This is a genomic window from Kitasatospora sp. NPDC029367 (assembly GCF_055569135.1).
The window spans coordinates 1-22863 of the sequence record NZ_JBVHYH010000078.1; the positions used below are offsets into that span (position 1 = coordinate 1).

General features: G+C 74.0%; 20 protein-coding genes. 13 read left to right on the forward strand and 7 right to left on the reverse strand.

The window, feature by feature from the left end; translation table 11 throughout:
* Nucleotides 1-180: 180 nt before the first annotated feature.
* Nucleotides 181-1086 carry a LysR family transcriptional regulator gene (locus ACZ4W5_RS31270; RefSeq protein ID WP_465658341.1) on the reverse strand — a complete coding sequence of 302 codons (906 nt, stop codon included), beginning with the start codon at nucleotides 1084-1086 and terminating at the stop codon, nucleotides 181-183.
* 181 nt (nucleotides 1087-1267) lie between these two features.
* On the opposite strand from ACZ4W5_RS31270, the gene ACZ4W5_RS31275 reads away from it, so the two are divergent.
* A complete protein-coding gene (locus tag ACZ4W5_RS31275; RefSeq protein ID WP_465658343.1) occupies nucleotides 1268-2209 on the forward strand; it encodes an EamA family transporter in 942 nt (313 codons plus the stop codon).
* Here ACZ4W5_RS31275 and ACZ4W5_RS31280 read toward each other — a convergent pair.
* Complete coding sequence (locus tag ACZ4W5_RS31280; protein WP_465658345.1) at nucleotides 2100-2672, reverse strand: MarR family winged helix-turn-helix transcriptional regulator; 573 nt, start codon at nucleotides 2670-2672, stop codon at nucleotides 2100-2102. The genes ACZ4W5_RS31275 and ACZ4W5_RS31280 overlap by 110 nt on opposite strands.
* A gap of 168 nt (nucleotides 2673-2840) precedes the next feature.
* Between ACZ4W5_RS31280 and ACZ4W5_RS31285 the strand changes: the two genes are divergently transcribed.
* Complete coding sequence (locus ACZ4W5_RS31285) at nucleotides 2841-3197, forward strand: DUF2218 domain-containing protein (protein ID WP_360245282.1); 357 nt, start codon at nucleotides 2841-2843, stop codon at nucleotides 3195-3197.
* Between the two features lie 30 nt (nucleotides 3198-3227).
* Here ACZ4W5_RS31285 and ACZ4W5_RS31290 read toward each other — a convergent pair whose 3' ends face one another.
* Complete coding sequence (locus tag ACZ4W5_RS31290; RefSeq protein WP_465658348.1) at nucleotides 3228-3869, reverse strand: phosphatase PAP2 family protein; 642 nt, start codon at nucleotides 3867-3869, stop codon at nucleotides 3228-3230.
* A 531-nt stretch (nucleotides 3870-4400) separates the two neighbouring features.
* A complete protein-coding gene (gene gabT, locus ACZ4W5_RS31295; RefSeq protein ID WP_465658349.1) occupies nucleotides 4401-5741 on the reverse strand; it encodes a 4-aminobutyrate--2-oxoglutarate transaminase in 1341 nt (446 codons plus the stop codon).
* 241 nt (nucleotides 5742-5982) lie between these two features.
* Between gabT and ACZ4W5_RS31300 the strand changes: the two genes are divergently transcribed.
* From ACZ4W5_RS31300 to ACZ4W5_RS31310, 3 genes are all read left to right on the forward strand, one after another.
* Nucleotides 5983-8076, forward strand: coding sequence for a type IV secretory system conjugative DNA transfer family protein (locus ACZ4W5_RS31300; protein ID WP_465658350.1), 2094 nt, complete (start codon nucleotides 5983-5985; stop codon nucleotides 8074-8076).
* A gap of 182 nt (nucleotides 8077-8258) precedes the next feature.
* Nucleotides 8259-9824 carry a PucR family transcriptional regulator gene (locus tag ACZ4W5_RS31305; protein ID WP_360245270.1) on the forward strand — a complete coding sequence of 522 codons (1566 nt, stop codon included), beginning with the start codon at nucleotides 8259-8261 and terminating at the stop codon, nucleotides 9822-9824.
* Nucleotides 9825-9984: 160 nt separating this feature from the next.
* A complete protein-coding gene (locus tag ACZ4W5_RS31310) occupies nucleotides 9985-11427 on the forward strand; it encodes an aldehyde dehydrogenase family protein (RefSeq protein ID WP_360245267.1) in 1443 nt (480 codons plus the stop codon).
* 192 nt (nucleotides 11428-11619) lie between these two features.
* Here the strand turns inward: ACZ4W5_RS31310 and ACZ4W5_RS31315 are convergent, their stop codons facing one another.
* Nucleotides 11620-12288, reverse strand: a complete 669-nt coding sequence (locus ACZ4W5_RS31315; protein WP_465658353.1) for an NAD(P)-binding oxidoreductase — start codon at nucleotides 12286-12288, stop codon at nucleotides 11620-11622.
* Between the two features lie 68 nt (nucleotides 12289-12356).
* Between ACZ4W5_RS31315 and dxr the strand changes: the two genes are divergently transcribed.
* From dxr to ACZ4W5_RS31340, 5 genes are all read left to right on the forward strand, one after another.
* Complete coding sequence (gene dxr / locus ACZ4W5_RS31320; RefSeq protein WP_465658354.1) at nucleotides 12357-13586, forward strand: 1-deoxy-D-xylulose-5-phosphate reductoisomerase; 1230 nt, start codon at nucleotides 12357-12359, stop codon at nucleotides 13584-13586.
* A 105-nt stretch (nucleotides 13587-13691) separates the two neighbouring features.
* The gene (locus ACZ4W5_RS31325; RefSeq protein WP_402492023.1) at nucleotides 13692-14996 is read left to right on the forward strand and encodes a M50 family metallopeptidase; all 1305 of its coding nucleotides are present in this window, start codon (nucleotides 13692-13694) and stop codon (nucleotides 14994-14996) included.
* A gap of 144 nt (nucleotides 14997-15140) precedes the next feature.
* The gene (gene ispG, locus ACZ4W5_RS31330; protein ID WP_360245255.1) at nucleotides 15141-16301 is read left to right on the forward strand and encodes a flavodoxin-dependent (E)-4-hydroxy-3-methylbut-2-enyl-diphosphate synthase; all 1161 of its coding nucleotides are present in this window, start codon (nucleotides 15141-15143) and stop codon (nucleotides 16299-16301) included.
* A 277-nt stretch (nucleotides 16302-16578) separates the two neighbouring features.
* A complete protein-coding gene (locus ACZ4W5_RS31335) occupies nucleotides 16579-17454 on the forward strand; it encodes a GNAT family N-acetyltransferase (protein ID WP_402492032.1) in 876 nt (291 codons plus the stop codon).
* A gap of 181 nt (nucleotides 17455-17635) precedes the next feature.
* Nucleotides 17636-18217: a GNAT family N-acetyltransferase gene (locus ACZ4W5_RS31340; RefSeq protein WP_402492026.1), complete on the forward strand. Its 582-nt coding sequence runs from the start codon at nucleotides 17636-17638 to the stop codon at nucleotides 18215-18217.
* Here the strand turns inward: ACZ4W5_RS31340 and ACZ4W5_RS31345 are convergent.
* Both ACZ4W5_RS31345 and ACZ4W5_RS31350 read right to left on the reverse strand, forming a co-directional pair.
* Complete coding sequence (locus ACZ4W5_RS31345; protein ID WP_465658356.1) at nucleotides 18214-19179, reverse strand: aminoglycoside phosphotransferase family protein; 966 nt, start codon at nucleotides 19177-19179, stop codon at nucleotides 18214-18216. The two genes, ACZ4W5_RS31340 and ACZ4W5_RS31345, sit on opposite strands and share 4 nt — an antisense overlap.
* A 302-nt stretch (nucleotides 19180-19481) precedes the next feature.
* Entirely contained in the window at nucleotides 19482-20447 is a 966-nt protein-coding gene (locus ACZ4W5_RS31350) for a ferritin-like domain-containing protein (protein WP_465658357.1), read from the reverse strand.
* A gap of 292 nt (nucleotides 20448-20739) precedes the next feature.
* On the opposite strand from ACZ4W5_RS31350, the gene rimP reads away from it, so the two are divergent.
* From rimP to ACZ4W5_RS31365, 3 genes are all read left to right on the forward strand, one after another.
* Nucleotides 20740-21279: a ribosome maturation factor RimP gene (rimP, locus tag ACZ4W5_RS31355; protein WP_360244071.1), complete on the forward strand. Its 540-nt coding sequence runs from the start codon at nucleotides 20740-20742 to the stop codon at nucleotides 21277-21279.
* Nucleotides 21280-21332: 53 nt separating this feature from the next.
* Complete coding sequence (nusA, locus tag ACZ4W5_RS31360) at nucleotides 21333-22337, forward strand: transcription termination factor NusA (RefSeq protein WP_360244068.1); 1005 nt, start codon at nucleotides 21333-21335, stop codon at nucleotides 22335-22337.
* A gap of 124 nt (nucleotides 22338-22461) precedes the next feature.
* Entirely contained in the window at nucleotides 22462-22704 is a 243-nt protein-coding gene (locus tag ACZ4W5_RS31365; RefSeq protein ID WP_360244065.1) for a YlxR family protein, read from the forward strand.
* Nucleotides 22705-22863 lie beyond the last annotated feature (159 nt).

A 22863-nucleotide genomic window follows, 5' to 3' on the forward strand; every position in this document is an offset into this window, starting at 1 on the left:
GTGCCCCCACCGCATGGACTCCCTCCTCCGCCTTGCGATGCACGCACCCTGACGCCGCGGTCTGGTCCGACCTGATCCACAAGACGCGCCCTAGGAGCCTGCCCCGGGCGCCCCGGCCTCGCCTCGTCCCGTCAGACCCGCCCGGCCCGGCCGGACCCGGCCCGGCCCGCGGGACGCGCCTCAGCCCGGCAGGGCGCCCCAGCCGTCCCGCATCGCCGCCAGCGCCTCGGTGATGGCCGGCCGCCGGGAGGCCTGGCTGCGCCAGAGCGCGAACACCCGCCGGCTCGGCTGCGAGGCGACCGGGCGGGCCGCCACCCCGGCCGGCAGCGGGCCCCGGCCGAGCCGGGGCACCACGGCCATCCCCAGCCCCGCCGCGACCAGCGCGATCTGGGTCTCGAAGTCGCCGACCTGGTACTGCACGTCCGGCTCCTCCCCGGCCTCGCGCAGGGTGCGGACCAGCCAGTCGTGGCAGATGTTGCCCGGTGGCACGCTGATCCAGCGCTGCCCGCACAGCCGCTCCACCGGCACCGCGTCCAGCCCGGCCAGCTCGTCCCCGGCGGGCAGCACCAGGTCCACCGGGTCCGTCCCGAGGTCCAGCCGGGAGAGCCCCGCCTGCACCGGCAGCGGCACGGTCGGCCAGTCCTGCACCAGCGCCAGGTCCACCTCCCCGCGCGCCACCAGCTCCGCCGCCGGGTACGGGTCGCTCTCCAGCAGCCGTACGTCCAACTCCGGGCAGCGCCGGCGCAGTTCGGCCAGCACCCCGGGCATCAGCCCGCGCGCCCCGGTCGCGAAGGCGGCCACCAGCAGCCGTCCCACCGCCCGGCCGCGCTGCTCCTCCAGCCGCACCTCGGCCTGTTCCACCAGCCCCAGGACGGTCCGCGCGGTGGCGGCCAGCTCCCGTGCCGCGTCGGTCAGCACCACGCCCCGGCCCTGCCGCTCCAGCAGCACCGTCCGGGTCTCCCGCTCCAGCTTGGCGATCTGCTGGGAGACCGCCGAGGGTGTGAAGCCGAGCGCGGCCGCCGCCCCGCCGACCGAGCCGTGCACCGACACCGCGTGCAGCGCCCGCAGGCGCCCCAGATCCATCATGCAGTGATCCTAAAGAATCCTGTTCAGTATTCATCGCTGGTGCTAAACCTTCCCGCGCCACCATGCTCGACCCATGACCGCGACACCCGCCGCACCACCGGCCGCGACCCCCGGCGCTTCGGCCGGCTCAATCCCCGCCGCGTCAGCCGGCTCAATCCCCGCCGCGTCGGCCGCCGGGAGCATGCGCCCCCGTCACATCGCCCTGGCCGTCCTGGTGGCCGCCGTGTGGGGCCTCAACTTCGTCCTCATCCACATCGGCCTGGACCGTTTCCCGCCACTGCTCTTCTGCGCCCTGCGGTTCGCCGTGGTCGCGGTGCCCGCGATCTTCTTCGTCGGCCCGCCCAGGGTGGCCTGGCGCTGGGTGCTGGCGGTCGGCGTGGTGCTCGGGGTGGTCAAGTTCGGGCTGCTCTTCCTCGGCATGCACGCCGGGATGCCGGCCGGCCTCTCCTCCCTGGTGCTCCAGGGGCAGGCGGGGTTCACCGCGCTGTTCGCCGCCGCCCTGCTGCGCGAGCGCGCCGGCCGGCGGCGGCTGCTCGGCCTGGGCCTGGCCTTCGCGGGCATCGCCCTGAGCGCCGCCGACCAGGGCCTCGGCGGCCCGTTCGGGGCCTTCGTCCTGGTCGTGCTGGCCGCCGTCGCCTGGGGCCTGTCCAACGTGTTGACCCGCCGGGCCGCGCCGCCGGACGCGCTGCGCTGGATGGTTTGGGTCAGCGCCGTGCCGCCGCTGCCGCTGCTGGCCCTGTCCCTGCTGGTGGAGGGCCCGGACGCGGACCTGCGGGCGCTGCGCGCGATGACCCCGGCCGGGCTCGGCGTGATCGGCTACGTCGGGCTGGTCTCCACCCTGTTCGGCTTCGTCGCCTGGAGCTACCTGCTGCGCAGCTACGACGCCACCGCGGTCGCGCCCTACTCGCTGCTGGTGCCGGTGTTCGGGATGTCCTCGGCCTGGCTGCTGCTCGGCGAGCGGGTCACCCCGACGGCCGCCGCGGCCGCCCTGCTGGTGATCGCCGGGATCGGGATCACCGCGCTGCGCCCGGGGGCGATGTCCGCGGTGGCGGCCCGGCTTCGAGGAAGCGCGCCTCGGCGGCCCGCAGGACTCGCAGCAGCACCTCCTCGTCCGCGGGGCTGACCTCGCCGAAGTAGTCCTGGGCGACCTCGTCCCGGACCTGGAGGATCCGCTCCACCGCCGCGCGCCCCTCCTCGGTCAGCAGGATCCGGACCGCCCGGCGGTCGGCCGGGTCGGGGCGGCGCTCGACCAGTCCGGCCTCCTCCAGCGCGTCGACCACCGTGGTGGCCGAGCGCGGGGCGATGTGCAGCTTGTCGGCGAGGTCGCTCAGCCGCATCGCCCGGTCCGGCGTCTCGCAGCCGGGCACATGGGCGAGCGTGCGCAGTGCCCGGGCCTGGCCGGGGGTGATGCCGTACGGCTCCAGCCGCCAGCCGGTCTGCCGGCGGATCCGCTTGATCGCCCTGGTCATCGCGTCCGCCAGTTCGGCGGGGACACCGGAGGTGCCGGAGGTGCCGGAGGTGCCGGGGGCGCCGGGCCGGGGGCCGGGGGAGGGGTCCGCCGGATCGTCGGTCGGCGTGGTGGTCATCGGCGGTCTCCTCGGCTGGGGTCGGCCCAAGCGTATCGGCCGGTCCCGGGCGGGCGGCCGACCGTGGAACGCGCTCGGAGAAATATCTTGAGCTTAGCTCAGTATCTACGTTACGGTGCTTCCGAGTGAGGGGACCCTAAGTTTCCCCTTCCCGATCTTGGAGTGCCCGTGCCCGTTTCCACCGCCCGCGTCGCCACCGACCGCCCCGCCCGCTACGCCAAGCAACTCGCCGCCCACATGAGCAAGCGGATCGAGACCTCCTTCTCCCCGGAGACCGGTCACGGCACCCTGGTCTTCAAGGCCGGCACCGCCACCATGGAGGCCCAGCCGGACGCCCTGCTGCTCACCGTCGAGGGCGAGCGCCAGGACCTGGCCGGCCTGGAGGACGTCGTCGGCCGCCACCTCGTTCGCTTCGGCGCCCGCGACGAACTCGTCGTCGAGTGGCACCGCGACAACGGCGAGGCCGGTCTCGTCCACCGCAACGACGCCGAGGACGCCCCCGAGCAGGGCACCCCCGAGGCCTGACGCCCCCGGGAGCCCGCAGGCCCGACGCCCTCAGGCGTCCGGCCTCGGCAACCGGCGGTCGAGCGCCCACAGCACCAGGACGGCCAGGCACCAGCTGGCCAGCACGTCCAGCAGCCAGTGGAAGTCGCTCCACACCAGCCCCGCGCCCACGCCGAGCGCCAGCACCACCGCCCCCGCGGTCAGCCCCCGGGCCGTCCGCCGCCCCGCCGCCCGGGCCAGCAGCAGCGCCGCCACCCCGTACGAGAAGGTCGCCGTCGCGGTGTGCCCGGACGGGTACCAGCCCCACTGCCCCGGCAGCAGCGGGTCCCCGAGCGGGCCCGGCCGGGCGAACCCGGCCTTCGCCGGGACCACCAGCAGCGGGATCAGCACCGCCGTCAGCGCCGCCACCGGCAGCGGCAGCCACCAGCGCACCGCCCCCGTCCGACGCCACCACCAGGCGGCCAGCCCCCCTGCCGCCAGCAGCACCGGGACGGCGGGCACCCCGCCGCCCAGGTCCGCCAGCAGGTGGCCCAGGCCGTTCAGCAGGGCGCTCGGATGATCGCGGTGGGACGTCCGGACGGCCGCGCGCACCCAGCGGTCCACCCCCAGCAGCGGCCCGTCCACCGCCACCTGCCAGGACACCACCAGCAGCACCACCGCCGCGACCACCGGCACCGCCACCGACCGGGCCACCCGGGCCACCCGGGCCACCCGGCCCGGAACGGCGGACAGCCGCCCCGGAGCAGGGGGGAGAGCTCCGGGGCGGCTCTGATGATCGCCGTTCCGTGCGCCCCGGGGGGTGTGGGTCGGACGGTCGGTCGATCGGCCTTCGGTGTGCGCCACCCCTCCCGGGGCGGACTGGTTGTCCTTGCGAGGCCCGCGCGGACCGGCCCCTCCGGGAGGCCCCGCGGACGGCCCCGCCAACGGCTGGGGCTCGCTGTCCATCGGTGATGACACTACGTCAACCGCCCTTCCCGGCCGAGCGCCTTCAGCGATTCCGCACATCATCTTCACCCCGCCCCGGACGCTCCCCGGACGGTCCCCCCGATCATGCCCGACCACCCGGGCGGCGTGCGAAAACCGCCCGGAGGCTGCCCGGACGAGCGGCCGGGAACCGGACGGAAAACCGAACGGCCCGCGAGGACCAGAGGTCCCCACGGGCCGTTCAGCGCTGTCCGGACAACCCTCCGGCGGGGGGTCTCACGACCTGACGGGCGGCACCGCTCAGACGGCGGCGAACGCCGCCTCCAGGATGTCCAGGCCCTCGTTCAGCAGGTGCTCCGGCATGACCAGCGGCGGCAGGAAGCGCAGCACGTTGCCGTAGGTGCCGGCGGTCAGCACCACCAGGCCCTCGGCGTGGCAGGCCTTGGCGATGGCCGCGGTGACCTCCGCGTTCGCCTCCTTGGTGCCCGGCTTCACCAGCTCGACGGCGATCATCGCGCCGCGGCCGCGGACCTCGCCGATGACGTCGAACTTCTCCTGCATGGCCCGCAGACGGCCCAGCATGACCTCGCCGATGCGCTGCGCCTTGCCGACGAGGTCCTGCTCCTTCATGGTCTCGATCGAGCCCAGCGCGGCGGCACAGGCCACCGGGTTGCCGCCGTAGGTGCCGCCCAGGCCGCCCGCGTGCGCGGCGTCCATGATCTCGGCGCGACCCGTCACCGCGGCCAGCGGCAGACCGCCGGCGATGCCCTTGGCGGTGGTGATCAGGTCCGGGACGATGCCCTCGTCCTCGCACGCGAACCACTGGCCGGTGCGGCAGAAACCGGTCTGGATCTCGTCGGCGACGAACACGATGCCGTTCGCCTTCGCGAACTCCACGATCGCCGGCAGGAAGCCCTTGGCCGGCTCGATGAAGCCGCCCTCGCCCTGGATCGGCTCGATGATGATCGCGGCGACGTTCTCCGCGCCGATCTGCTTGTTGATCATGTCGATCGCCTGCGCGGCGGCCTCGGCGGCGCAGTTCTCCGCGCCCGTCAGCCAGCGGTACGGGTAGGCCACCGGCACCCGGTGGATCTCCGGGGCGAACGGACCGAAGCCCTGCTTGTACGGCATGTTCTTCGCCGTCAGGCCCATGGTCAGGTTGGTGCGGCCGTGGTAGCCGTGGTCGAACACCACGACGGCGGTGCGCTTGGTGTACGCGCGGGCGATCTTCACCGCGTTCTCGACCGCCTCGGCGCCCGAGTTGAACAGCGCCGTGCGCTTCTCGTGGTCACCCGGGGTCAGCTCGTTCAGCTGCTCGGCGACGGCCACGTAACCCTCGTACGGGGTCACCATGAAACAGGTGTGGGTGAAGGCGGCCAGCTGCTCGCTCGCCCGGGCCACCACGGCCTCGGCGCTGTTGCCGACGTTGGTCACGGCGATGCCGGAACCGAAGTCGATCAGCGAGTTGCCGTCCACGTCCTCCAGCACGCCGCCGTTGGCACGGGTGACGTACACCGGCAGGGTGGTGCCGACACCGGCCGCCACCGCACCCAGCTTGCGGGCCTGCAGCTCCTGCGACTTCGGACCCGGGATCGCGGTGACCAGGCGGCGCTCCTGCGGGAGCGGCGTTACGGCGCTCATGGGGTATCTCCAGACTTCTCGGCTCGGTGCTTCGCAGGCTACGGCCGCCCTCCCCGACCAGGCATGCGCCACTCGGTAGCACTGCGCCGTCCGACTTGTCCGGCACGGCCAGCCCGGGCGCCACGACTACCCGCAGGCCCTGCTCCACTACCCTGAGCGCGGGCGTGTCGCCGGTACGGCGGCATGGGTATGGCGGCACCGACGGCGGTCGGGCCGGGCGGGCGAGGGAGCGGGGCCGTACATGGCACAGGACGGGTCACACCACCAGGTCGACTACACCACCACCAGACCCCCGACCCCCGTCCCCCACCAACGCCCGGCCACCGCCCCGGGCGGGGCCTTCGACCTCGCTGCCTGGGCCACCGCCCCGCGCCCCGAGGCCGAACCCGGCGTCTACCGCCTCGGCTACCGCCGCATCGACCCGGAACGCGCGGAGGCCGCCCGCGTCCCCACCTGGCCGCTGCTGCTGCGGGCGGCGCTCAACGCGGTGGTGGGGTGGTTCGCGTACTTGTACGGCACTCAACTCTTCATGTACGTGCTGGTCTGGTTCGGTGGGCAGGCGGGCATCGGGCCGCTCGCCTCGCCCTCCGAGGCGGAGGCCATGTTCACACTGTTGGTGGCCAACGTCCTGGTGCTCGGCGTGGTGATCAAGGTCTTCGGCCGGATGGGCCGCTGGCCCGAGGTCTGGCGCCGCTACGTCGCCCCGCTGCTGTCGCGGACGGTGACGCACGCGGAGCCCGCCGAGGAGGACGGGGCGGTGGCGGCGGAGGCGGTCCGGGGGCGGGACCCGTGGGACGGGCTGCGGCGGGGCGGGGCGTTCGAGGCGGCGGCCCGGCTGGAGGCCGAGGCGGTCGGCGACGTCGACTACGTGCGGATCCAGCGCGCCTGGGAGTCCGCGCAGGCGGACCCGGCGTTCGTTCCCGTGTTCACCGAGCAGGTGGCCGCACGCGGCGCGGCGGCCTTCGCCCACCCGTCCGAGGCGCGCGAGCTGCCCGGCCGGGCGCGGCGGCACGACCTGCTGCTGGGCCAGGTCTGCCTCGGCGTGGCGCAGGACGTGCCGAAGAACCCGCTGAGCCACCGGGCGGCGGACTTCGCCCTGGACCCGGCGGTGCTGGGCACCTCGCTGCTGGCGGTCGGCCCGGCCGGGACGGGGAAGACGGCACGGCTGGCCCGGCCGGTGGCCGAGGCGCTGTGCCTGCAGGCGCTGGCCGGTACCGCGTGCGCGGTGGTGGTCGGGGCGGCGGAGGCCGACCTGGGCCCGGACTCCTGGTACGACGTGGTGATCGCGCCCGGTGACCCGGCCTCGGTGTACGGGCTGGACCTGTACGGCGCGGCGCGGGACCCGGACGAGGCCGCGGCCCGGCTGGCCGACGCCCTGCTGCCGGACGAGCTGACCGCCCGCGCGGAGAACGCCCGGGTGGCGCTGCAGCAGGTGGTGGGCCCGTTCCACGCCGCGTACCGCCGCTACCCGGGGGTCCGCGAGCTGCGGGCGCTGCTGGGCGGCGAGCCGGACGCGCTGGCGGCGCTGGTGAAGGCGCTCGGCACGGCGGGTCGGCTGGCCGCGTACGAGCGGGACCTGGAGTACCGGGAGCGCCAGCGGGACCGGGCGGACGACCCGGGGGCGCTGCTGGCGGACCGGCTGGGGCTGCTGGAGCGGCCCGCCTTCGAAGGGGCCTTCGCGACCGACGGGACGGGCCGGCCCCCGTTCGCGATGCGGGTGCTGGACCACCCGCTGCGGGTGCGGGTGAAGCTGCCCGAGCGCAGTCACCCGGAGGCGGCCCGGATGCTGTCCCGGCTGGTGGTGGGGCAGTTCGTCCAGGCGGCCGGTGCGCGGGAGGACCGTTCGCTGTTCGCCGGACTGGTGGTGGACGACGCCTCGGCGGCGCTGGATGCCGGCACCGTCCGCGGTCTGCAGCGGATGCGCGGTGCGAACGCGGGTGCGGTGCTGCTGCTGCGCACCCTGGTGGACCTGCCGGAGGCGCTGCGGGCGCCGCTGTTCGGCGCGGTGGGCTGCCGGGTGGCCTTCCCCGGGATCGCGCCCTGGGACGGGCGGCTGTTCTCGGAGGCCTGGGGGACGCACCTGGTGCAGGAGACCGCGGTGACCCACACCCCCGACACCTCCGGTGGGGTCGTGCGTCGGGCCGGGCGGCTCGGGCGGAAGGCGTTGTCGGGGACGACGGCGCAGACGGAGTCGGTGACGACGCGGGACGTGGAGCGGCTCAGGTGGTCGCCGTCGGATCTGGCGCACGCGTTGCCGGCCGGGCACGCGGTGGTGTCGTTGACGGCGGTGTCGGGGGAGCAGGTGCCGCCGTTGCTGGTGGACCTGCGCGGCTGAGCCGGGTCCGCGGCCGGGCCCGGGGAAGTCGCCTTCGAGGTGGATTCGGCAGTGCCGGTTGTCCGGGGCGTCCATAATGAAGGGGAAGAGACCCTCACCAGTCCCCCTGCTCCCCACTGCTCCCACTGCCCTTTCCTCGCCCGGCCGCAACGGCGCGGTCAGGTCGACCCTCCGAAGGTGCCATGCCCCCCACACTCGCCTCCGTCGTCCGCAACAGTTCGCTCCACCTGACGGTGCTCGCCGGTGCGGACCACCTGGAGCGGCCGGTCCGCTGGGTGCACACCAGCGAGCTGGACGACCCGACGCCGTTCCTGGAGGGTGGCGAGCTGCTGCTCACCACCGGTATCAAGCTGGGCCGCACGGCGGCGCAGTTGCAGGCGTACGTGCACCGGCTGGCCGATGCCGGGGTGGTCGGGCTGGGCCTGGGGGTGGGCCTGTCGCACACCGAGGTGCCGCAGCCGCTGGTGGACGCGGCGCAGCAGCGGGGTCTGCCGTTGCTGCGGGTGCCGGAGCCGACGCCGTTCATCGCGATCAGCAAGGTGGTGTCGGCGGCGCTGGCCGCGGAGCAGTACGAGGCGGTGACGACGAGCTTTGAGGCGCAGGAGGAGCTGACCCGGGCGGCGCTGGGCAAGGACGGCACGACGGCCGTGGTGCGCCGGCTGGCGGCCCGGCTGGGGGGCTGGGCGGCGCTGTACGACGGGTCGGGCGCGCTGTCGGTGGTGGCGCCGGACTGGGCGGCGCGCCGGGCGGGGCGGCTGGCGGCGGAGGTGGACCGGCTGCGCCGGCGGCCGGCGCCGTCGAGTGCCGCGCTGCAGGGGCGGTCGCCCGGGATAGACACGGCGGACGAGGACTACGTGGTGGTCCAGTCACTGGGCGCGGACCGGCGGGCCCGGGGCTTCCTGGCGGTCGGGACCGAGGACCGGATCACGCCGACCGAGCGGTACGTGCTGAACGCGGCGGTGGCGCTGTTGACGCTCACCCTGGAGCGTTCGCGCGAGCTGCGGCAGGCCGAGGAGCGGATGGGCGCGGCGCTGCTGCGGATGGTGCTGGCGGGTGAGGTGGCGACGGCCCGGCAGGTGGCGGTGGGGCTGTTCGGCGGTCTGCCGGAGGGGACGATAAGGGTTCTGGTGGCCGGGGCGGGGCCGAACGCGGAGGCCGCGGAGGCCTTGGTGGAGCTGGGGGACCGGGCCGAGCAGGCGGGTGCCCGGGTGGGCGAGAAGCTGCTGGTGGCGCGGGAGGACGGTGCGCACGGGCCGCGGCTGATGGTGCTGGCGCTGGACAACGGCGCGGTGCACCGGGCCTGCCTGGGGGCGGTGGAGGAGCACGAGGGCCTGTCGCTGGGCGTCTCGGCGCCGGCCGCGTTGGAGGAGGCGGGGACGGCGCACGCGCAGGCGGAGCGGGCGTTGGCGGTGGCCCTGCGCGGTGGTCGCCGGTCGGTGGACCACGAGGAGGTCGGCGCCGGGTCGCTGCTGCCGCTGCTCGGTGAGGACGCGGTGACGGCGTTCGCGGAGGGGCTGCTGCGGCCGCTGCGCGAGCACGACCGGACGGCCCGCGGGGACTTGGTGGCCTCGCTGCGGGCGTGGCTGTCGCGGCACGGGCAGTGGGACGCCGCCGCGGCGGACCTGGGGGTGCACCGGCACACGCTGCGCTACCGGATGCGTCGGGTGGAGGAGCTGCTGGGCCGTTCGCTGGACGACACGGACGTGCGGATGGAGCTGTGGCTGGCGCTGCGCTCCGGCGAGGAGTAGCGGGGGTGAGGAGTAGCGGCCCCGGCTGGACGCGGTGGAGTGGCTCCGGGGCGGAACGCTCCTAGTCGGCCAATCCGGTCGGCCGGTCCGCGCACCTACCCTCGGGTTCGGGTCCCACGCCCGTGGGCCGTACGACGACGAGGAGAGGGCCGGTACCACGGTGACCACCACGTACGATTTCTGGCTCGCCGGCCGCCGGGCGAGCGGTGACGCCGATTTCGAGGTGCACAACAGCTGGGACGGCCGTCTGGTCGGCCGGGTCAGCGTGCCGACCGAGGCCCAGGTCGAGGAGGCGCTGGACGCCGCCGTGGCCGCGCTGCCGGTGTTCGCCGCGACCCCGGCGCACCAGCGGGCCGCCGCCCTGGACCACGTGGCCAAGCGGCTGGCGGAGCGCACCGAGGAGCTCGCCCAGCTGATCACGGCCGAGAACGGCAAGCCGGTCAAGTGGGCCCGCGGCGAGGTCGGCCGCGCGGTGTCGGTCTTCCGCTGGGCCGCCGAGGAGGCGCGCCGCACCAACGGCGAGACGATGCGGCTGGACACCGACCCGGGCGGCGTGGGCCGCTTCGCGGTGGTGCGCCGCTTCCCGCGCGGTGTGGTGCTGGGGATCGCCCCGTTCAACTTCCCGCTGAACCTGGTCGCCCACAAGGTCGCCCCGGCGATCGCGGTCGGCGCCCCGATCATCCTCAAGCCGGCCCCGGCGACGCCGCTGTCGGCGATGGTGCTGGGCGAGATCCTGGCCGAGACGGACCTGCCGGCCGGCTCCTGGTCGGTCCTGCCGGTGCCGAACGAGCGGATGCCGGCCCTGGTGCAGGACCCGCGCGTGCCGGTGATCTCCTTCACCGGTTCGGACAAGGTCGGCTACCAGATCATGGACTCGGTGCCGCGCAAGCACACCACCCTGGAGCTGGGCGGCAACGCCGCGGCCGTGGTGCTGGCGGACTGGTCCTCGGAGGCGGACCTGGACTGGGCGGCGACCCGGATCGCGATGTTCGCGAACTACCAGGGCGGCCAGTCCTGCATCTCGGTGCAGCGGGTGATCGCCGACGCGTCGGTCTACGACGCGCTGGTGGAGAAGGTCGTGGCGAAGGTCGCGGCGCAGGTCACCGGTGACCCGAACGACGATGCGACGGACGTCGGCCCGCTGGTCGACGAGAACGCCGCGAAGCGGGTGGAGTCCTGGGTGGACGACGCGGTCGCCAAGGGTGCCAAGCTGCTCGCCGGCGGGACCCGCGAGGGCGCGACCTACGCCCCGACCGTGCTGGCCGAGCTGCCCGCCGACGCGATCCTGGCCAAGGCCGAGGTGTTCGGCCCGGTGCTGTCGCTGCACCGGGTGGAGGGCGTCGAGGAGGCCTTCGCGGCGGTCAACGACTCGCCGTTCGGCCTGCAGGCGGGCGTGTTCACCCACGACCTGCAGACCGCCTTCCGGGCGCACCGGGAGCTGGAGGTCGGCGGTGTGATCATCGGCGACGCGCCGTCCTACCGGGCCGACCAGATGCCGTACGGCGGCGTCAAGGACTCCGGTGTCGGCCGTGAGGGCGTCAAGTACGCGATGGAGGACTACACCGTCGAGAAGGTCATGGTGCTGACCGGCCTCGACCTCTGAGGGACCGCTCGCCGGGGGGGGGGGGGGGGGGGGGGGGGGGGGGGGGGGGGGGGGGGGGGGTGGGGGGGGGGGGGGGGGGGGGGGGGGGGGGGGAGGCGAGAGGGTGGGTGCCCCCGCCCCCCCCCCCCCTCCCCCCCCCCCCCCCCCCCCCCCCCCCCCCCCCCCCCCCCCCCCCCCCCCCCCCCCCCGCGTTCAGGCGCCGTGTCCGGCCGCGGCGGCGACCGCCTCGGCGACGGTGGCGTTCCCGGCGACCAGTTCCAGGGTCTGCCCGGCGGTGCCGGGTTCGTGCAGCAGGGCGGCCAGGACGGTGGCCACATCGGCCCGGTCGATGGCGCCGCGGCCGACGGCGGGGGCGAGGCGGACCAGGCCGGTGCCGGGGCCGTCGGTGAGCCGCCCGGGGCGCAGCACCGTCCAGTCCAGCGAGGTGCGGGCGCGCACGGCGTCGTCGGCGGCGCCCTTGGCCCGCAGGTAGGTCTCGAAGACCTCGTCGGCGGGGTGGCGGGCGGCCGCGTCGGCGCCCATCGAGGAGACCATGAGGTAGCGCCGGACGCCGGCGAGTTCGGCGGCGTCGGCGAGCAGGACGGCGGCGTCGCGGTCGACGGTGTTCTTGCGGGCGGCGCCGCTGCCGGGGCCGGCGCCGGCGGCGAAGACCACCGCGTCGGTGTCGGCGAGCAGGGCGGCGAGCTGCGGGGCGGTGGCGGACTCCAGGTCGAGCAGCAGCGGCTCGGCGCCGGCCGCGACGAGGTCCGGCGCCTGTTCGGGGCGGCGGATGATCCCGGCGGGGCGGTCGCCGCGGTCGGCGAGCAGCCGTTCGAGCGCGAGCGCGATCTGTCCGTGGCCCCCGGCGATGACGGTACGCATGGGTCCGACGGTAGCCCGGGAGTGCCGGGGCGTCCTGGGAAAGGTCTCGGACAGGACACAATGGGCGCATGACTTCGCTCGCCCACCCGCAGCTGCGTTTCACGCCCACCGTGGCGGACCCCTCCGGCCCCCGGGAGCTGGTGATCCTCGGTTCCACCGGGTCGATCGGCACCCAGGCCATCGACGTCGTGCTCCGCAACCCGGAGCGGTTCCGGGTGGTCGCGCTGTCGGCGGCCGGCGGCCGGGTGGAGCTGCTGGCCGAGCAGGCGCTGCGGCTGGGCGTGCACACCGTGGCGGTGGCCGATCCGGCGGCGGAGCCGGCGCTGCGCGAGGCGCTGGCGGCGAAGGCGGCGGGCCGTCCGCTGCCGGCCGTGCTGGTGGGTCCGGACGCGGCGACCGAGCTGGCCGCGCTGGAGTGCCACTCGGTGCTGAACGGCATCACCGGTTCGATCGGCCTGCGGCCGACGCTGGCCGCGCTGCGGGCGGGCCGGGTGCTGGTGCTGGCCAACAAGGAGTCGCTGATCGTCGGCGGTCCGCTGGTGAAGGCGGTGGCGAAGCCGGGCCAGATCGTGCCGGTGGACTCCGAGCACGCGGCGCTGTTCCAGGCGCTGGCGGGCGGCACCCGGGCCGAGGTCCGCAAGCTGGTCGTGACGGCGAGCGGCGGCCCGTTCCGCACCCGGACCAGGGAGCAGTTGGCCGGGGTGACCCCGCAGGAGGCGCTGGCGCACCCGACCTGGGCGATGGGCCCGGTCGTCACGATCAACTCGGCCACCCTGGTGAACAAGGGCCTGGAGGTGATCGAGGCGCACCTGCTGTACGACGTGCCGTTCGACCGGATCGAGGTCGTGGTCCATCCGCAGTCGGTGGTGCACTCGATGGTGGAGTTCACCGACGGTTCGACGCTGGCGCAGGCGAGCCCGCCGGACATGCGGATGCCGATCGCGCTGGGCCTGGGCTGGCCGGACCGGGTGCCGGACGCGGCGCCCGCCTGTGACTGGACCAAGGCCGCGACCTGGGAGTTCTTCCCGCTGGACGACGAGGCCTTCCCGGCCGTCGAGCTGGCCCGTGAGGTGGGCACCCTGGGCGGAACGGCGCCGGCGGTGTTCAATGCGGCGAACGAGGAGTGCGTGGAGGCCTTCCTGAAGGGCCGCCTCGCCTTCACCGGGATCGTGGACACTGTTGCCAAGGTCGTGGCCGAGCACGGGACCCCGGCGGCGGGAACTTCCCTGACCGTCGAGGACGTCCTGCACGCGGAGGACTGGGCACGTGCCCGGGCCCGCGAGCTGGCGGCGGGCTGACGGGCCCCACTCCGGCGGCGGTGCCCGGCACGGCCGGGCCCGCGGCACGGCACGGATCGCGGTACGACCAGACGATGAGCGGAGCGGCATGACGGAGGACCAGCGGTGGCAACGGTTTTGACGGTGGTCGGCATCCTGGTCTTCGTGGTCGGATTGCTCGTCTCGATCGCCTGGCACGAGCTCGGCCACCTCTCCACGGCCAAGCTCTTCGGCATCCGGGTGCCCCAGTACATGGTCGGCTTCGGCCCGACCATCTGGTCGCGCCGGAAGGGCGAGACCGAGTACGGGATCAAGGCGATCCCCTTCGGCGGGTACATCCGGATGATCGGGATGTTCCCGCCGGGCGAGGACGGCCGGATCACCAAGCGCAGCAGCTCGCCCTGGCGGTCCATGATCGAGGACGCCCGTGAGGCGTCCTACGAGGAGCTCCAGGAGGGCGACGAGAGCCGGCTGTTCTACACCCGCAAGCCCTGGAAGCGGGTCATCGTCATGTTCGCCGGGCCGTTCATGAACCTGGTCCTGGCGTTCGGGCTGTTCCTGACGGTCATGATGGGCTTCGGCGTCACCATGGCGGTGCCGACCATCGGCTCGGTCGCCCAGTGCGTGGTCAAGGCCGGTCAGCCCACCGACACCTGCCCCGCCGACGCGCCCAAGACCCCGGCCAACGAGGTGGGCCTGCGCCAGGGGGACAAGGTGCTCTCCTTCGACGGCGACCGGATCCGCGACTACGACCAGCTCCAGGCGGACATCCGGAAGTCGGCGGGCAAGCAGGTGTCGATCGTCGTGGAGCGCGGCGGGCGGCAGCTCACCTTCACGCCCACCATCGCCGTCAACGACGTGCAGAAGTACGACGGCAACGGCGTGCCGGTGAAGGGCCAGACCGTCCAGGCCGGGTTCCTCGGGTTCACCCCGAAGAGCGAAACGGTCCAGCTCGGCCTCGGGCAGTCGGTCAACCGGATGTACGACATGGCCGAGAACGGGGTGAGGTCGCTGGCCGCCCTGCCCGGCAAGATCCCCGGGCTGTGGAACGCCGTCGTCGGCGACGCCCCGCGCGACCCGGACTCGCCGATCGGCATGGTCGGCGCCGCCCGGGTCAGCGGCGAGGTGTTCTCCCTGCACGAGTCGGCCACCCAGCGGATCGCGATCTTCGTGAACCTGCTGGCCGGCATCAACCTGTCGCTCTTCCTGTTCAACATGCTGCCGCTGCTGCCGCTGGACGGCGGCCACATCGCGGGCGCGGTCTGGGAGTCGGTCCGCCGCCGGTTCGCACAGCTGTTCCGGCGGCCCGATCCGGGCCCGTTCGACGTCGCCAAGCTGATGCCGGTCGCCTACGTCGTGGCCAGCATCTTCATCGGTTTCACCCTGCTGGTGATGGTGGCCGACCTGGTGAACCCGGTGAAGATCGGCTAGGGCGTTCGGGTACGGCGGGTGTGCTGGGCCCCCTGACCGTGCCGTACCGTGGAGGCCGGGTGCGCGATCGTCCGCGCGCCCGGCCTCGGCCGTCCCAACGGCCGGGCGGTCGACCACACCTCAACCCCGGGGAACCCTGCGCACATGACCGCGATCTCGCTCGGTATTCCGTCCCTGCCGCTCAAGCCGCTCGCCAAGCGCCGCTACTCCCGGCAGATCATGGTCGGCAACGTGCCGGTCGGCGGCGACGCCCCCGTCTCGGTCCAGTCGATGACCACCACCGTCACCTCGGACATCAACGCCACGCTGCAGCAGATCGCCGAGCTCACCGCGTCCGGCTGCCAGATCGTCCGGGTCGCCGTCCCCTCCCAGGACGACGCCGACGCGCTGCCGATCATCGCGAAGAAGTCGCAGATCCCGGTCATCGCGGACATCCACTTCCAGCCCAAGTACGTCTTCGCGGCGATCGACGCCGGCTGCGCGGCGGTGCGCGTCAACCCGGGCAACATCAAGGCCTTCGACGACAAGGTCGGCGAGATCGCCAAGGCCGCCAAGGACGCCGGGGTGCCGATCCGGATCGGCGTCAACGCCGGCTCGCTCGACAAGCGGCTGCTGGAGAAGTACGGCAAGGCCACCCCGGAGGCGCTGGTCGAGTCCGCGCTCTGGGAGTGCTCGCTGTTCGAGGAGCACGACTTCCGCGACATCAAGATCTCGGTCAAGCACAACGACCCGGTCGTGATGATCCAGGCCTACCGTCAGCTCGCCGCCGCCTGCGACTACCCGCTGCACCTGGGCGTCACCGAGGCCGGTCCGGCCTTCCAGGGCACCATCAAGTCCGCGGTCGCCTTCGGCGCGCTGCTCGCCGAGGGCATCGGCGACACCATCCGGGTCTCGCTGTCGGCCCCGCCGGCCGAGGAGATCAAGGTCGGCAACCAGATCCTGGAGTCGCTCGGGCTGCGCCAGCGCGGGCTGGAGATCGTCTCCTGCCCGTCCTGCGGCCGCGCCCAGGTCGACGTCTACAAGCTCGCGGAGGAGGTCACCGCCGGGCTGGAGGGCATGGAGGTGCCGCTGCGGGTCGCCGTCATGGGCTGCGTCGTGAACGGGCCCGGCGAGGCCCGTGAGGCCGACCTCGGGGTCGCCTCCGGCAACGGCAAGGGCCAGATCTTCGTCAAGGGCCAGGTGATCAAGACCGTTCCCGAGTCGAAGATCGTCGAGACCCTGATCGAGGAGGCGCTCAAGCTCGCCGAGCAGATGCAGGAGGAGGGCGTCGAGGCCGGTTCGCCGACCGTCGTCGCCGCGGAGTGACCGCTGAGCGGTCACGTGGGCGCGGGGTGGCCGTCGGGCGGTCGCGTCGCCGCGGAGTGACCGCTGAGCGGTCACGTGGGCGCGGGGTGGCCGTCGGGTGGTCGCGTCGTCGGGGAGTGACCGCTGAGCGGTTCGAATGCGGGTGCAGCGTAGTTTTCCGGAAGCGGGGCCGTCCGTTCGCGGACGGCCCCGCGGCCGTAGCCGGGTGGGGCCACGGAGTAGGGTGCGGCCAGAGTCGTCTCAGTGAGGTGCTGTCTCGATGATCGATCGAGGTGTGATGCTCCCCAGCTCCTTCCAGGCCGCCCGGGCGCTGGCCACCACCCGCGTGCTGGAACCGCCCGACCTGGCGGACGCCCTGGAGATCCTCCACCGCGACCCGGTCGCCAACGCCTTCGTCGCGACCCGGGTCGAGGCCGTCGGGCTGGACCCGTGGCGGCTCGGCGGGGAGATGTGGGGCTGGTACGGCGCGGACGGCGTGCTCGACGCCCTCTGCTACGCCGGGGCGAACCTCGTCCTGGTCAACGCCGGGCCGCAGGCCGTCGCCGCCTTCGCGGAGCGGGCCCGGCGGCAGGGCCGGCGCTGCTCCTCGATCGTCGGCCCGGCCGGGGCGACCGCCGCCTTCTGGGCGCTGCTGGAACGGAGTTGGGGCCCCGCGCGCGAAGTCCGGGGCCACCAGCCGCTGTTGGCGACCTCCTCGCCGTCCGCGGAGATCGCGCCCGACCCGCTGGTGCGGCGGGTGCGGCGCAACGAGGTGGAGGCGCTGATGCCCGCCTGCGTGGCGATGTTCACCGAGGAGGTGGGGGTGTCGCCGCTGGCCGGCGACGGCGGGCTGCTCTACCAGGCCCGGGTGGCCGAACTCGTCACCACCGGGCGGTCGTTCGCGCGCTTCGCCGAGGACGGCCGGGTGGTGTTCAAGGCGGAGATCGGAGCCGTGACCCAGGGCGCCTGCCAGATCCAGGGCGTCTGGGTGGCACCCGAGCACCGTGGCCAGGGGCTGTCCGAGACCGGGATGGCGGCCGTGCTGGACGTCGCGCTGCGCGAGGTGGCGCCGGTGGTCTCGCTGTACGTCAACGACTTCAACCTGCGGGCGCGGGCCGCGTATCGACGGGTCGGGTTCCGGGAGGTCGGGGCGTTCATGAGCGTCCTGTTCTGACCTCGCCCTGAGCGATCCGGGCCGGGGGCCCGGGCGGGTGCCGGGGCAGGTGCCGGGGCGAGTGTCCAGCCGAGTGCCCGGGAGCGGGGCGGTGTTGGGGCGCGGTTCGCCGGTGTTTCGCCGGTTGTTGGGTTCGGATCTTCGGCCGCGCCACAGGGCCGCTGGTAGTAACGTCCGGAGCATGGATCAGCTGACCGGGGTGACGATCGAGGCCATCGACCTCGCGGCTTGGGCGCCGCAGGCGCTGGACGTCCAGGCGGTGGCGTTCGGGCTGACGCCCGAGGAGGTCGCGGTCCGGCTGCACATCGTCGGTCGGCACGCCCGGCAGCCCGGGGTGATCGCCTTCGGGGCGATGAGCGGCGGCCGACTGGTCGGGTTCGGGTACGGGATGCCGAACCAGCGGGACCACTGGTGGAGCACCGTCATCGAGCCGTACCTGACCGCCCGGGGCTACGGGGACTGGCTGGACGGCGTGTTCGCGGTCACCGAACTGCACGTGCTGCCGGAGTTCCAGGGTCAGGGCGTGGGCTCGCGGCTGATCCGGCTGCTGTGCGAGGGCTCGGGCCTGGATCGCAGCATCCTGTCGGCGATCGACGCGGAGACACCGGCCCGGCGGCTCTACCGGGCGCTGGGCTACCAGGACCTGGCCCGGGCGGTGCGGTTTCCGGCGACGGACCGGCTGTACGCGGTGATGGGGGCGCGGCTGCCGTTGCGGCGGCCGCTGCGGCCGGGGGGCGGGCCGGTGGAGGAACGGCCGGTCTAGTCGGAGAGGTGGCCGGCGAACTCCAGGTGGAGTTCGGCGTCCTCGAGGCGGCCTGTGGCCAGTGCGCGAAGGGCCAGGTCGACGGCGCGGAACAGGGTCCAGCCGCGCAGGCGGTCCCGGTCGACGTCGAGGGCGTCTGCGAGTTGCTGGAGCCTGCGGCGGACCGCGGCCGGGGCGCCGGGGGAGCCGATCAGGGTGTCCGCGCGGTCCAGGGCGAGCCGGGCCAGGTCGTAGGCGCGCTCGCCGGTCAGCGGGCGGGGGTCGATGGCCAGCCAGGGGGCGCGGTCGGCGGCGAGCACATTGCCGTGGTGGAAGTCGCCGTGCAGCAGGAGGTTCTCGTCGGCGGAGGCGGTCAGGGCCCGGCCGGTGGCGAGGGCCTCGTCGATGAGGGGCTGGGCGGCGGCCGCGGCGGGGTGGGTGCGGTGCTCTGCGAGGCGGGCGGCGGTGTCGGCGACCCGGTCGGCGAGGGTGGGTAGCGCGGTGGCGGTGGGCAGTTCGGTGCCGGCGGGCGGCTCGGTGCCGGCGGGCGGCTCGACCCAGAGGCGGTGCAGCAGGCTGGTGGCCTCCAGCATTGCCTTGGCCTCGGCGAGGGAGCGCAGCGGGATGTCGCCGTGCAGGCGCTCCAGGAGGAGGACTCCCGCGGCCGGGTCGGCGTCGAGCAGCAGTACGGCGCCGCGGCCGGCCCAGTGGGTGAGCGCGGTGTGCTCATGGGCGGTCTCGGGGGTGACCAGTCCGGCCTTGAGGACGGCGGGGGAGAGGTCGTCGCGGTGGACGTACGCGATCAGGCTGAGGCTGCCGCCGGGGTCCAGGGTGCGTTCGAGGGTGAGGTTCCAGCGGGCCAGGTGGGTGGTGACCGCGGTCGGCAGAGCGGCGAGCCACTGGCGGCCGGGCTCGCCGTGGGTGGCGGTGACGGTGGTCGTCAGCCAGGTGGGGGCGGTGAGCTTTGGGGCGGGTCCGGGCATGGGTCCATTGTCGGGGCATGTGGGGGCCGCTGCGCGGGGCTGGGGTGGGGGTGTGGGCTTTCGGGAGGGTGGGTGGGTCCGGGGGCGGTTCCGGGGGTGGGCGCTCCGGGGGCTGGGTGATTTTCGGACCGCCGACTCTGTGGGCACATGGCTGGGCGCCGTTGGCGGTCTGAAAATCACCCGTCACGCCCCTCTCCGCACCCACCCCCTCCACCGCCCCCTCCCGCAGCGCGTCCCTCTCGCCTGGGGTGAGTGAGGGGGAGGGGGGTGGTGGGGGTGGGTGGGTTGGTGCGGGGTGTGGGTCAGGTTTGGGTGGGGGTGGGGAGGGGGGTGGGGATGCCGGGGAAGGGGGTGTCGGGGGCGCCCCAGCGGTGGGCGCGGAGGGTGCAGTCGCGGAGGGCGGTGGCTGCGGTGGGGCGGTGGGGGGTGGGGAGGTCGGCGACCAGGTCGGCGTAGACGGTGGTGAGACTGGTTTCCAGGTGGGCGGCGAGGTGGGTGGCGGTGGTGGGGTCGGTGACGGGGAAGGGGAGGCGGTAGCCGGCGGCGGCGGGGGTGGGGGTGGCGCCGAGGGTGGTGATGAGGCGTTGCCAGGCGTCGCGCTGGGACTGGTGGGCGGCGTAGGCGGTGCGGGCGTCGGTGCGTTGCTGGTCGTCGGGGAGGTGGGCGCCGACGATGCCGTAGCCGTAGACGGCGGCGTGTTCGGCGCTCAGGGCCTTCTGGAGGGCGGGGAGCGCTGTTTCGAGGGTGGGGGTGTTGCTCGGGGTGGGGGTGGGGGTGCTGCTCGGGGTGGGCTGGTCGGTGGGGGCGCCGAGGGCTGTGGCGTGCAGGGCGTTGGCGGCGGACACCGAGGCGAGCAGGCGGGCGAGGGGTGGGCGGGCGGTGGTGAGGTCGGCGAGGTGGGATTGGGCGGTTTGGTGTTCCAGGGTGGCCAGGGTGGGAGGGGTGGGTGGGGTGGTGGTGCTGCTGCTGGTGGTGGTGCTGGGGGGTATGGAGGTGGGCGGCAGGCCTTGGGCGAGGGCGGCGCGGTGTTGGGCGGTTTCGGCGCGCAGGGTCTGTAGCAGGGGGGTGCGGTCGCCGGGGGTGGTGAGGAGGGTCTCGTAGGCGGCCAGCAGGGTGTCGGTGGCGGCGACGGCGCGTAGGCGGACGGGGTGGTCGGGGTCCGGGCCGGAGTTGTCGGGGGTGGGGGGTGTGGCTCCCTCGGTGGTGCAGGCGGCGGTCAGGGTGATCAGTCCGAGGGCCAGGAAGGTCCGTCGGCTGGGCGGCTGCATCGGGGTCACTCCGGAGCGGGTACGGGAGGACGGCCTCCCCGCCTGCCCTCGTTGGGCTGAATCTTCGCAGAACCCCCATGATTGCGGGGGTTCGGTGCGATGGGCGGGGTGGTGTGAGCTTGCTCGCAGTGGGTGGCGTGCGACCGGTCGGGGGAGGTCCGGAATCGGTGGTTCGCGGCTTCACCGGCTAGGCTTTGGGCCGAGCTGCCGTGACCCGGTGTGCGCCCCGTGGGGCGCGGAGGGCACGGGGCGACCTCTGACAACAGCAGACGCGGCCGAGGAGTCCACCCGGATGAGCACCACCCACACCGACCGGCTGCGCGCGTTGCTGGAGCCGCTGGCCGCCCAGGCCGGACTGGACCTGGAGGACGTCAAGGTCACCAAGGCGGGCAGCCGCCGACAGGTGCAGATCGACGTCGACACCGACGGCGGCGTGGACATGGACGCCATCGCCGAGTTCAGCCGGGTGGTCGGCGAGGCCCTGGACGCCTCGGACGTCATGGGGGACGAGCCCTACCTGCTGGAGGTCGGTTCGCCGGGTGCGGAGCGCCCGCTCGAACTGCCGCGGCACTGGCAGCGCGCGGAGGGGCGGCTCGCCAAGATCCACCTGGTCGACGGCGGGGAGCTGGTCGCCCGGGTGCTGGAGGCGGACGAGGACGGCGCGCTGGTCGAGGTGCAGCCGGTGAAGGGGCGCGGCCGTCCCAAGGAGCGCCGTCTGGAGTACGTCGAGGTGGCGCGGGCCCGGGTCCAGGTCGAGTTCAACCGCAAGGACGACGAGCAGCTCCTGGACGAGGCCGCCGACTTCGACGAGGGGGACGACGGCGCCGAGTGATCCGGCTGCCGTACGACCATCATGAACGTGACGAAAGACGAGGAGGCGTAGCCGTGGACATCGACATGAGTGCCCTGCGCACGCTGGTCAACGAGAAGAACATCCCCTTCGACCTGCTGGTCGAGTCCATCGAGTCCGCCCTCCTCACCGCGTACCACCGCACCGAGGGCTCGCGCCGTCGCGCCCGGGTGCACCTGGACCGCAAGAGCGGCCACGTCACCGTGTGGGCCATGGAGGACCCGGCGGAGCTGGAGGAGGGTGTCGAGCCGAAGGAGTTCGACGACACCCCGAACGGCTTCGGCCGGATCGCGTCCAGCATCGGCATCCAGGTGATGATGCAGCGCCTGCGCGACGCCGCCGACGACCAGACCTTCGGCGAGTACGCGGGCAAGGAGGGCGACATCGTCACCGGTGTCGTCCAGCAGGGCAACGACCCGAAGAACGTGCTGGTCGACATCGGCAAGCTGGAGGCCATCCTGCCGCCGCAGGAGCAGGTCCCGGGCGAGGACTACCGGCACGGCACCCGGCTCAAGTGCTACGTCGTCGCGGTGCGCCGCGGTGTCCGCGGGCCGTCGGTGACGCTGTCGCGCACCCACCCCAGCCTGGTGAAGAAGCTGTTCGCGCTGGAGGTCCCGGAGATCGCGGACGGCAGCGTGGAGATCGCCGCGATCGCCCGTGAGGCCGGCCACCGCACCAAGATCGCGGTCTGGTCGCGCCGGGCCGGGCTGAACGCCAAGGGCGCCTGCATCGGTCCGATGGGCTCCCGGGTGCGCGCCGTGATGGGCGAGCTGCACGGCGAGAAGATCGACATCGTGGACTGGTCCGAGGACCCGCGTGAGATGGTCGCCGCCGCGCTGTCCCCCGCGCGGGTGACCAGCGTGGAGATCGTGGACGCCGCCCAGCGTTCCGCGCGGGTGATCGTGCCGGACTACCAGCTGTCCCTGGCGATCGGCAAGGAGGGGCAGAACGCCCGTCTGGCCGCCCGTCTCACGGGCTGGCGGATCGACATCCGGCCGGACACCGAGGGCCAGGCCGAGGAAGCCGAAGCCCGGTCGTGAGTGTTGTTCCTGTCGTCCCCGTCGGTCCTCCTGGATCTTCGGGGCGGCGCCATGTCCCTTCGGAGGGGTAGACTTGCCTTCGTCTGGCCGGACGCATGTCCGAGCACGCCCGGAACGCACCTGCGTGGGCTGCCGCAAGCGAGCGGCCAAGCACCAGCTGTTGCGTGTCACGGCGGTCGAGGGCGTCTGCGTCCCTGATCCCCGTGGCGCACTGCCGGGCCGGGGCGCTCACCTGCACCTCGACCCGGCCTGCCTCGACCTCGCGGTCCGCCGTCGGGCGTTCCCCCGGGCCTTCCGGCTCCAGGGATCGCTCGACACGGAGCGGCTCCGCGGGTTCATCGAGGAGCGGGCGGGCGGAGCCTCCTAGGCGGGCCGCCTCCCGTGACGGCCGTCGCTCACCGCGGCGGAGAACCACCGCAACAAGCACAGCGCTCGGGCAGCCGCGCGCCGTGCCACCAGTCAGGTACCTCGCGATGTGGAAGTAGGTCGAGATTGCGATGAGCACTCGATGAGTACGCGATGAGTA

Excerpts from the sequence above, each read along its gene's own strand:
- ACZ4W5_RS31270 (WP_465658341.1), bottom strand. The coding sequence starts at position 1,086 with ATGATGGATCTGGGGCGCCTGCGGGCGCTGCACGCGGTGTCGGTGCAC.
- ACZ4W5_RS31275 (WP_465658343.1), top strand. The coding sequence starts at position 1,268 with ATGCGCCCCCGTCACATCGCCCTGGCCGTCCTGGTGGCCGCCGTGTGG.
- ACZ4W5_RS31280 (WP_465658345.1), bottom strand. The coding sequence starts at position 2,672 with ATGACCACCACGCCGACCGACGATCCGGCGGACCCCTCCCCCGGCCCC.
- gabT (WP_465658349.1), bottom strand. The coding sequence starts at position 5,741 with ATGAGCGCCGTAACGCCGCTCCCGCAGGAGCGCCGCCTGGTCACCGCG.
- ACZ4W5_RS31300 (WP_465658350.1), top strand. The coding sequence starts at position 5,983 with ATGGCACAGGACGGGTCACACCACCAGGTCGACTACACCACCACCAGA.
- ACZ4W5_RS31305 (WP_360245270.1), top strand. The coding sequence starts at position 8,259 with ATGCCCCCCACACTCGCCTCCGTCGTCCGCAACAGTTCGCTCCACCTG.
- ACZ4W5_RS31315 (WP_465658353.1), bottom strand. The coding sequence starts at position 12,288 with ATGCGTACCGTCATCGCCGGGGGCCACGGACAGATCGCGCTCGCGCTC.
- dxr (WP_465658354.1), top strand. The coding sequence starts at position 12,357 with ATGACTTCGCTCGCCCACCCGCAGCTGCGTTTCACGCCCACCGTGGCG.
- ispG (WP_360245255.1), top strand. The coding sequence starts at position 15,141 with ATGACCGCGATCTCGCTCGGTATTCCGTCCCTGCCGCTCAAGCCGCTC.
- ACZ4W5_RS31335 (WP_402492032.1), top strand. The coding sequence starts at position 16,579 with ATGCTCCCCAGCTCCTTCCAGGCCGCCCGGGCGCTGGCCACCACCCGC.
- ACZ4W5_RS31340 (WP_402492026.1), top strand. The coding sequence starts at position 17,636 with ATGGATCAGCTGACCGGGGTGACGATCGAGGCCATCGACCTCGCGGCT.
- ACZ4W5_RS31345 (WP_465658356.1), bottom strand. The coding sequence starts at position 19,179 with ATGCCCGGACCCGCCCCAAAGCTCACCGCCCCCACCTGGCTGACGACC.
- ACZ4W5_RS31350 (WP_465658357.1), bottom strand. The coding sequence starts at position 20,447 with ATGCAGCCGCCCAGCCGACGGACCTTCCTGGCCCTCGGACTGATCACC.
- rimP (WP_360244071.1), top strand. The coding sequence starts at position 20,740 with ATGAGCACCACCCACACCGACCGGCTGCGCGCGTTGCTGGAGCCGCTG.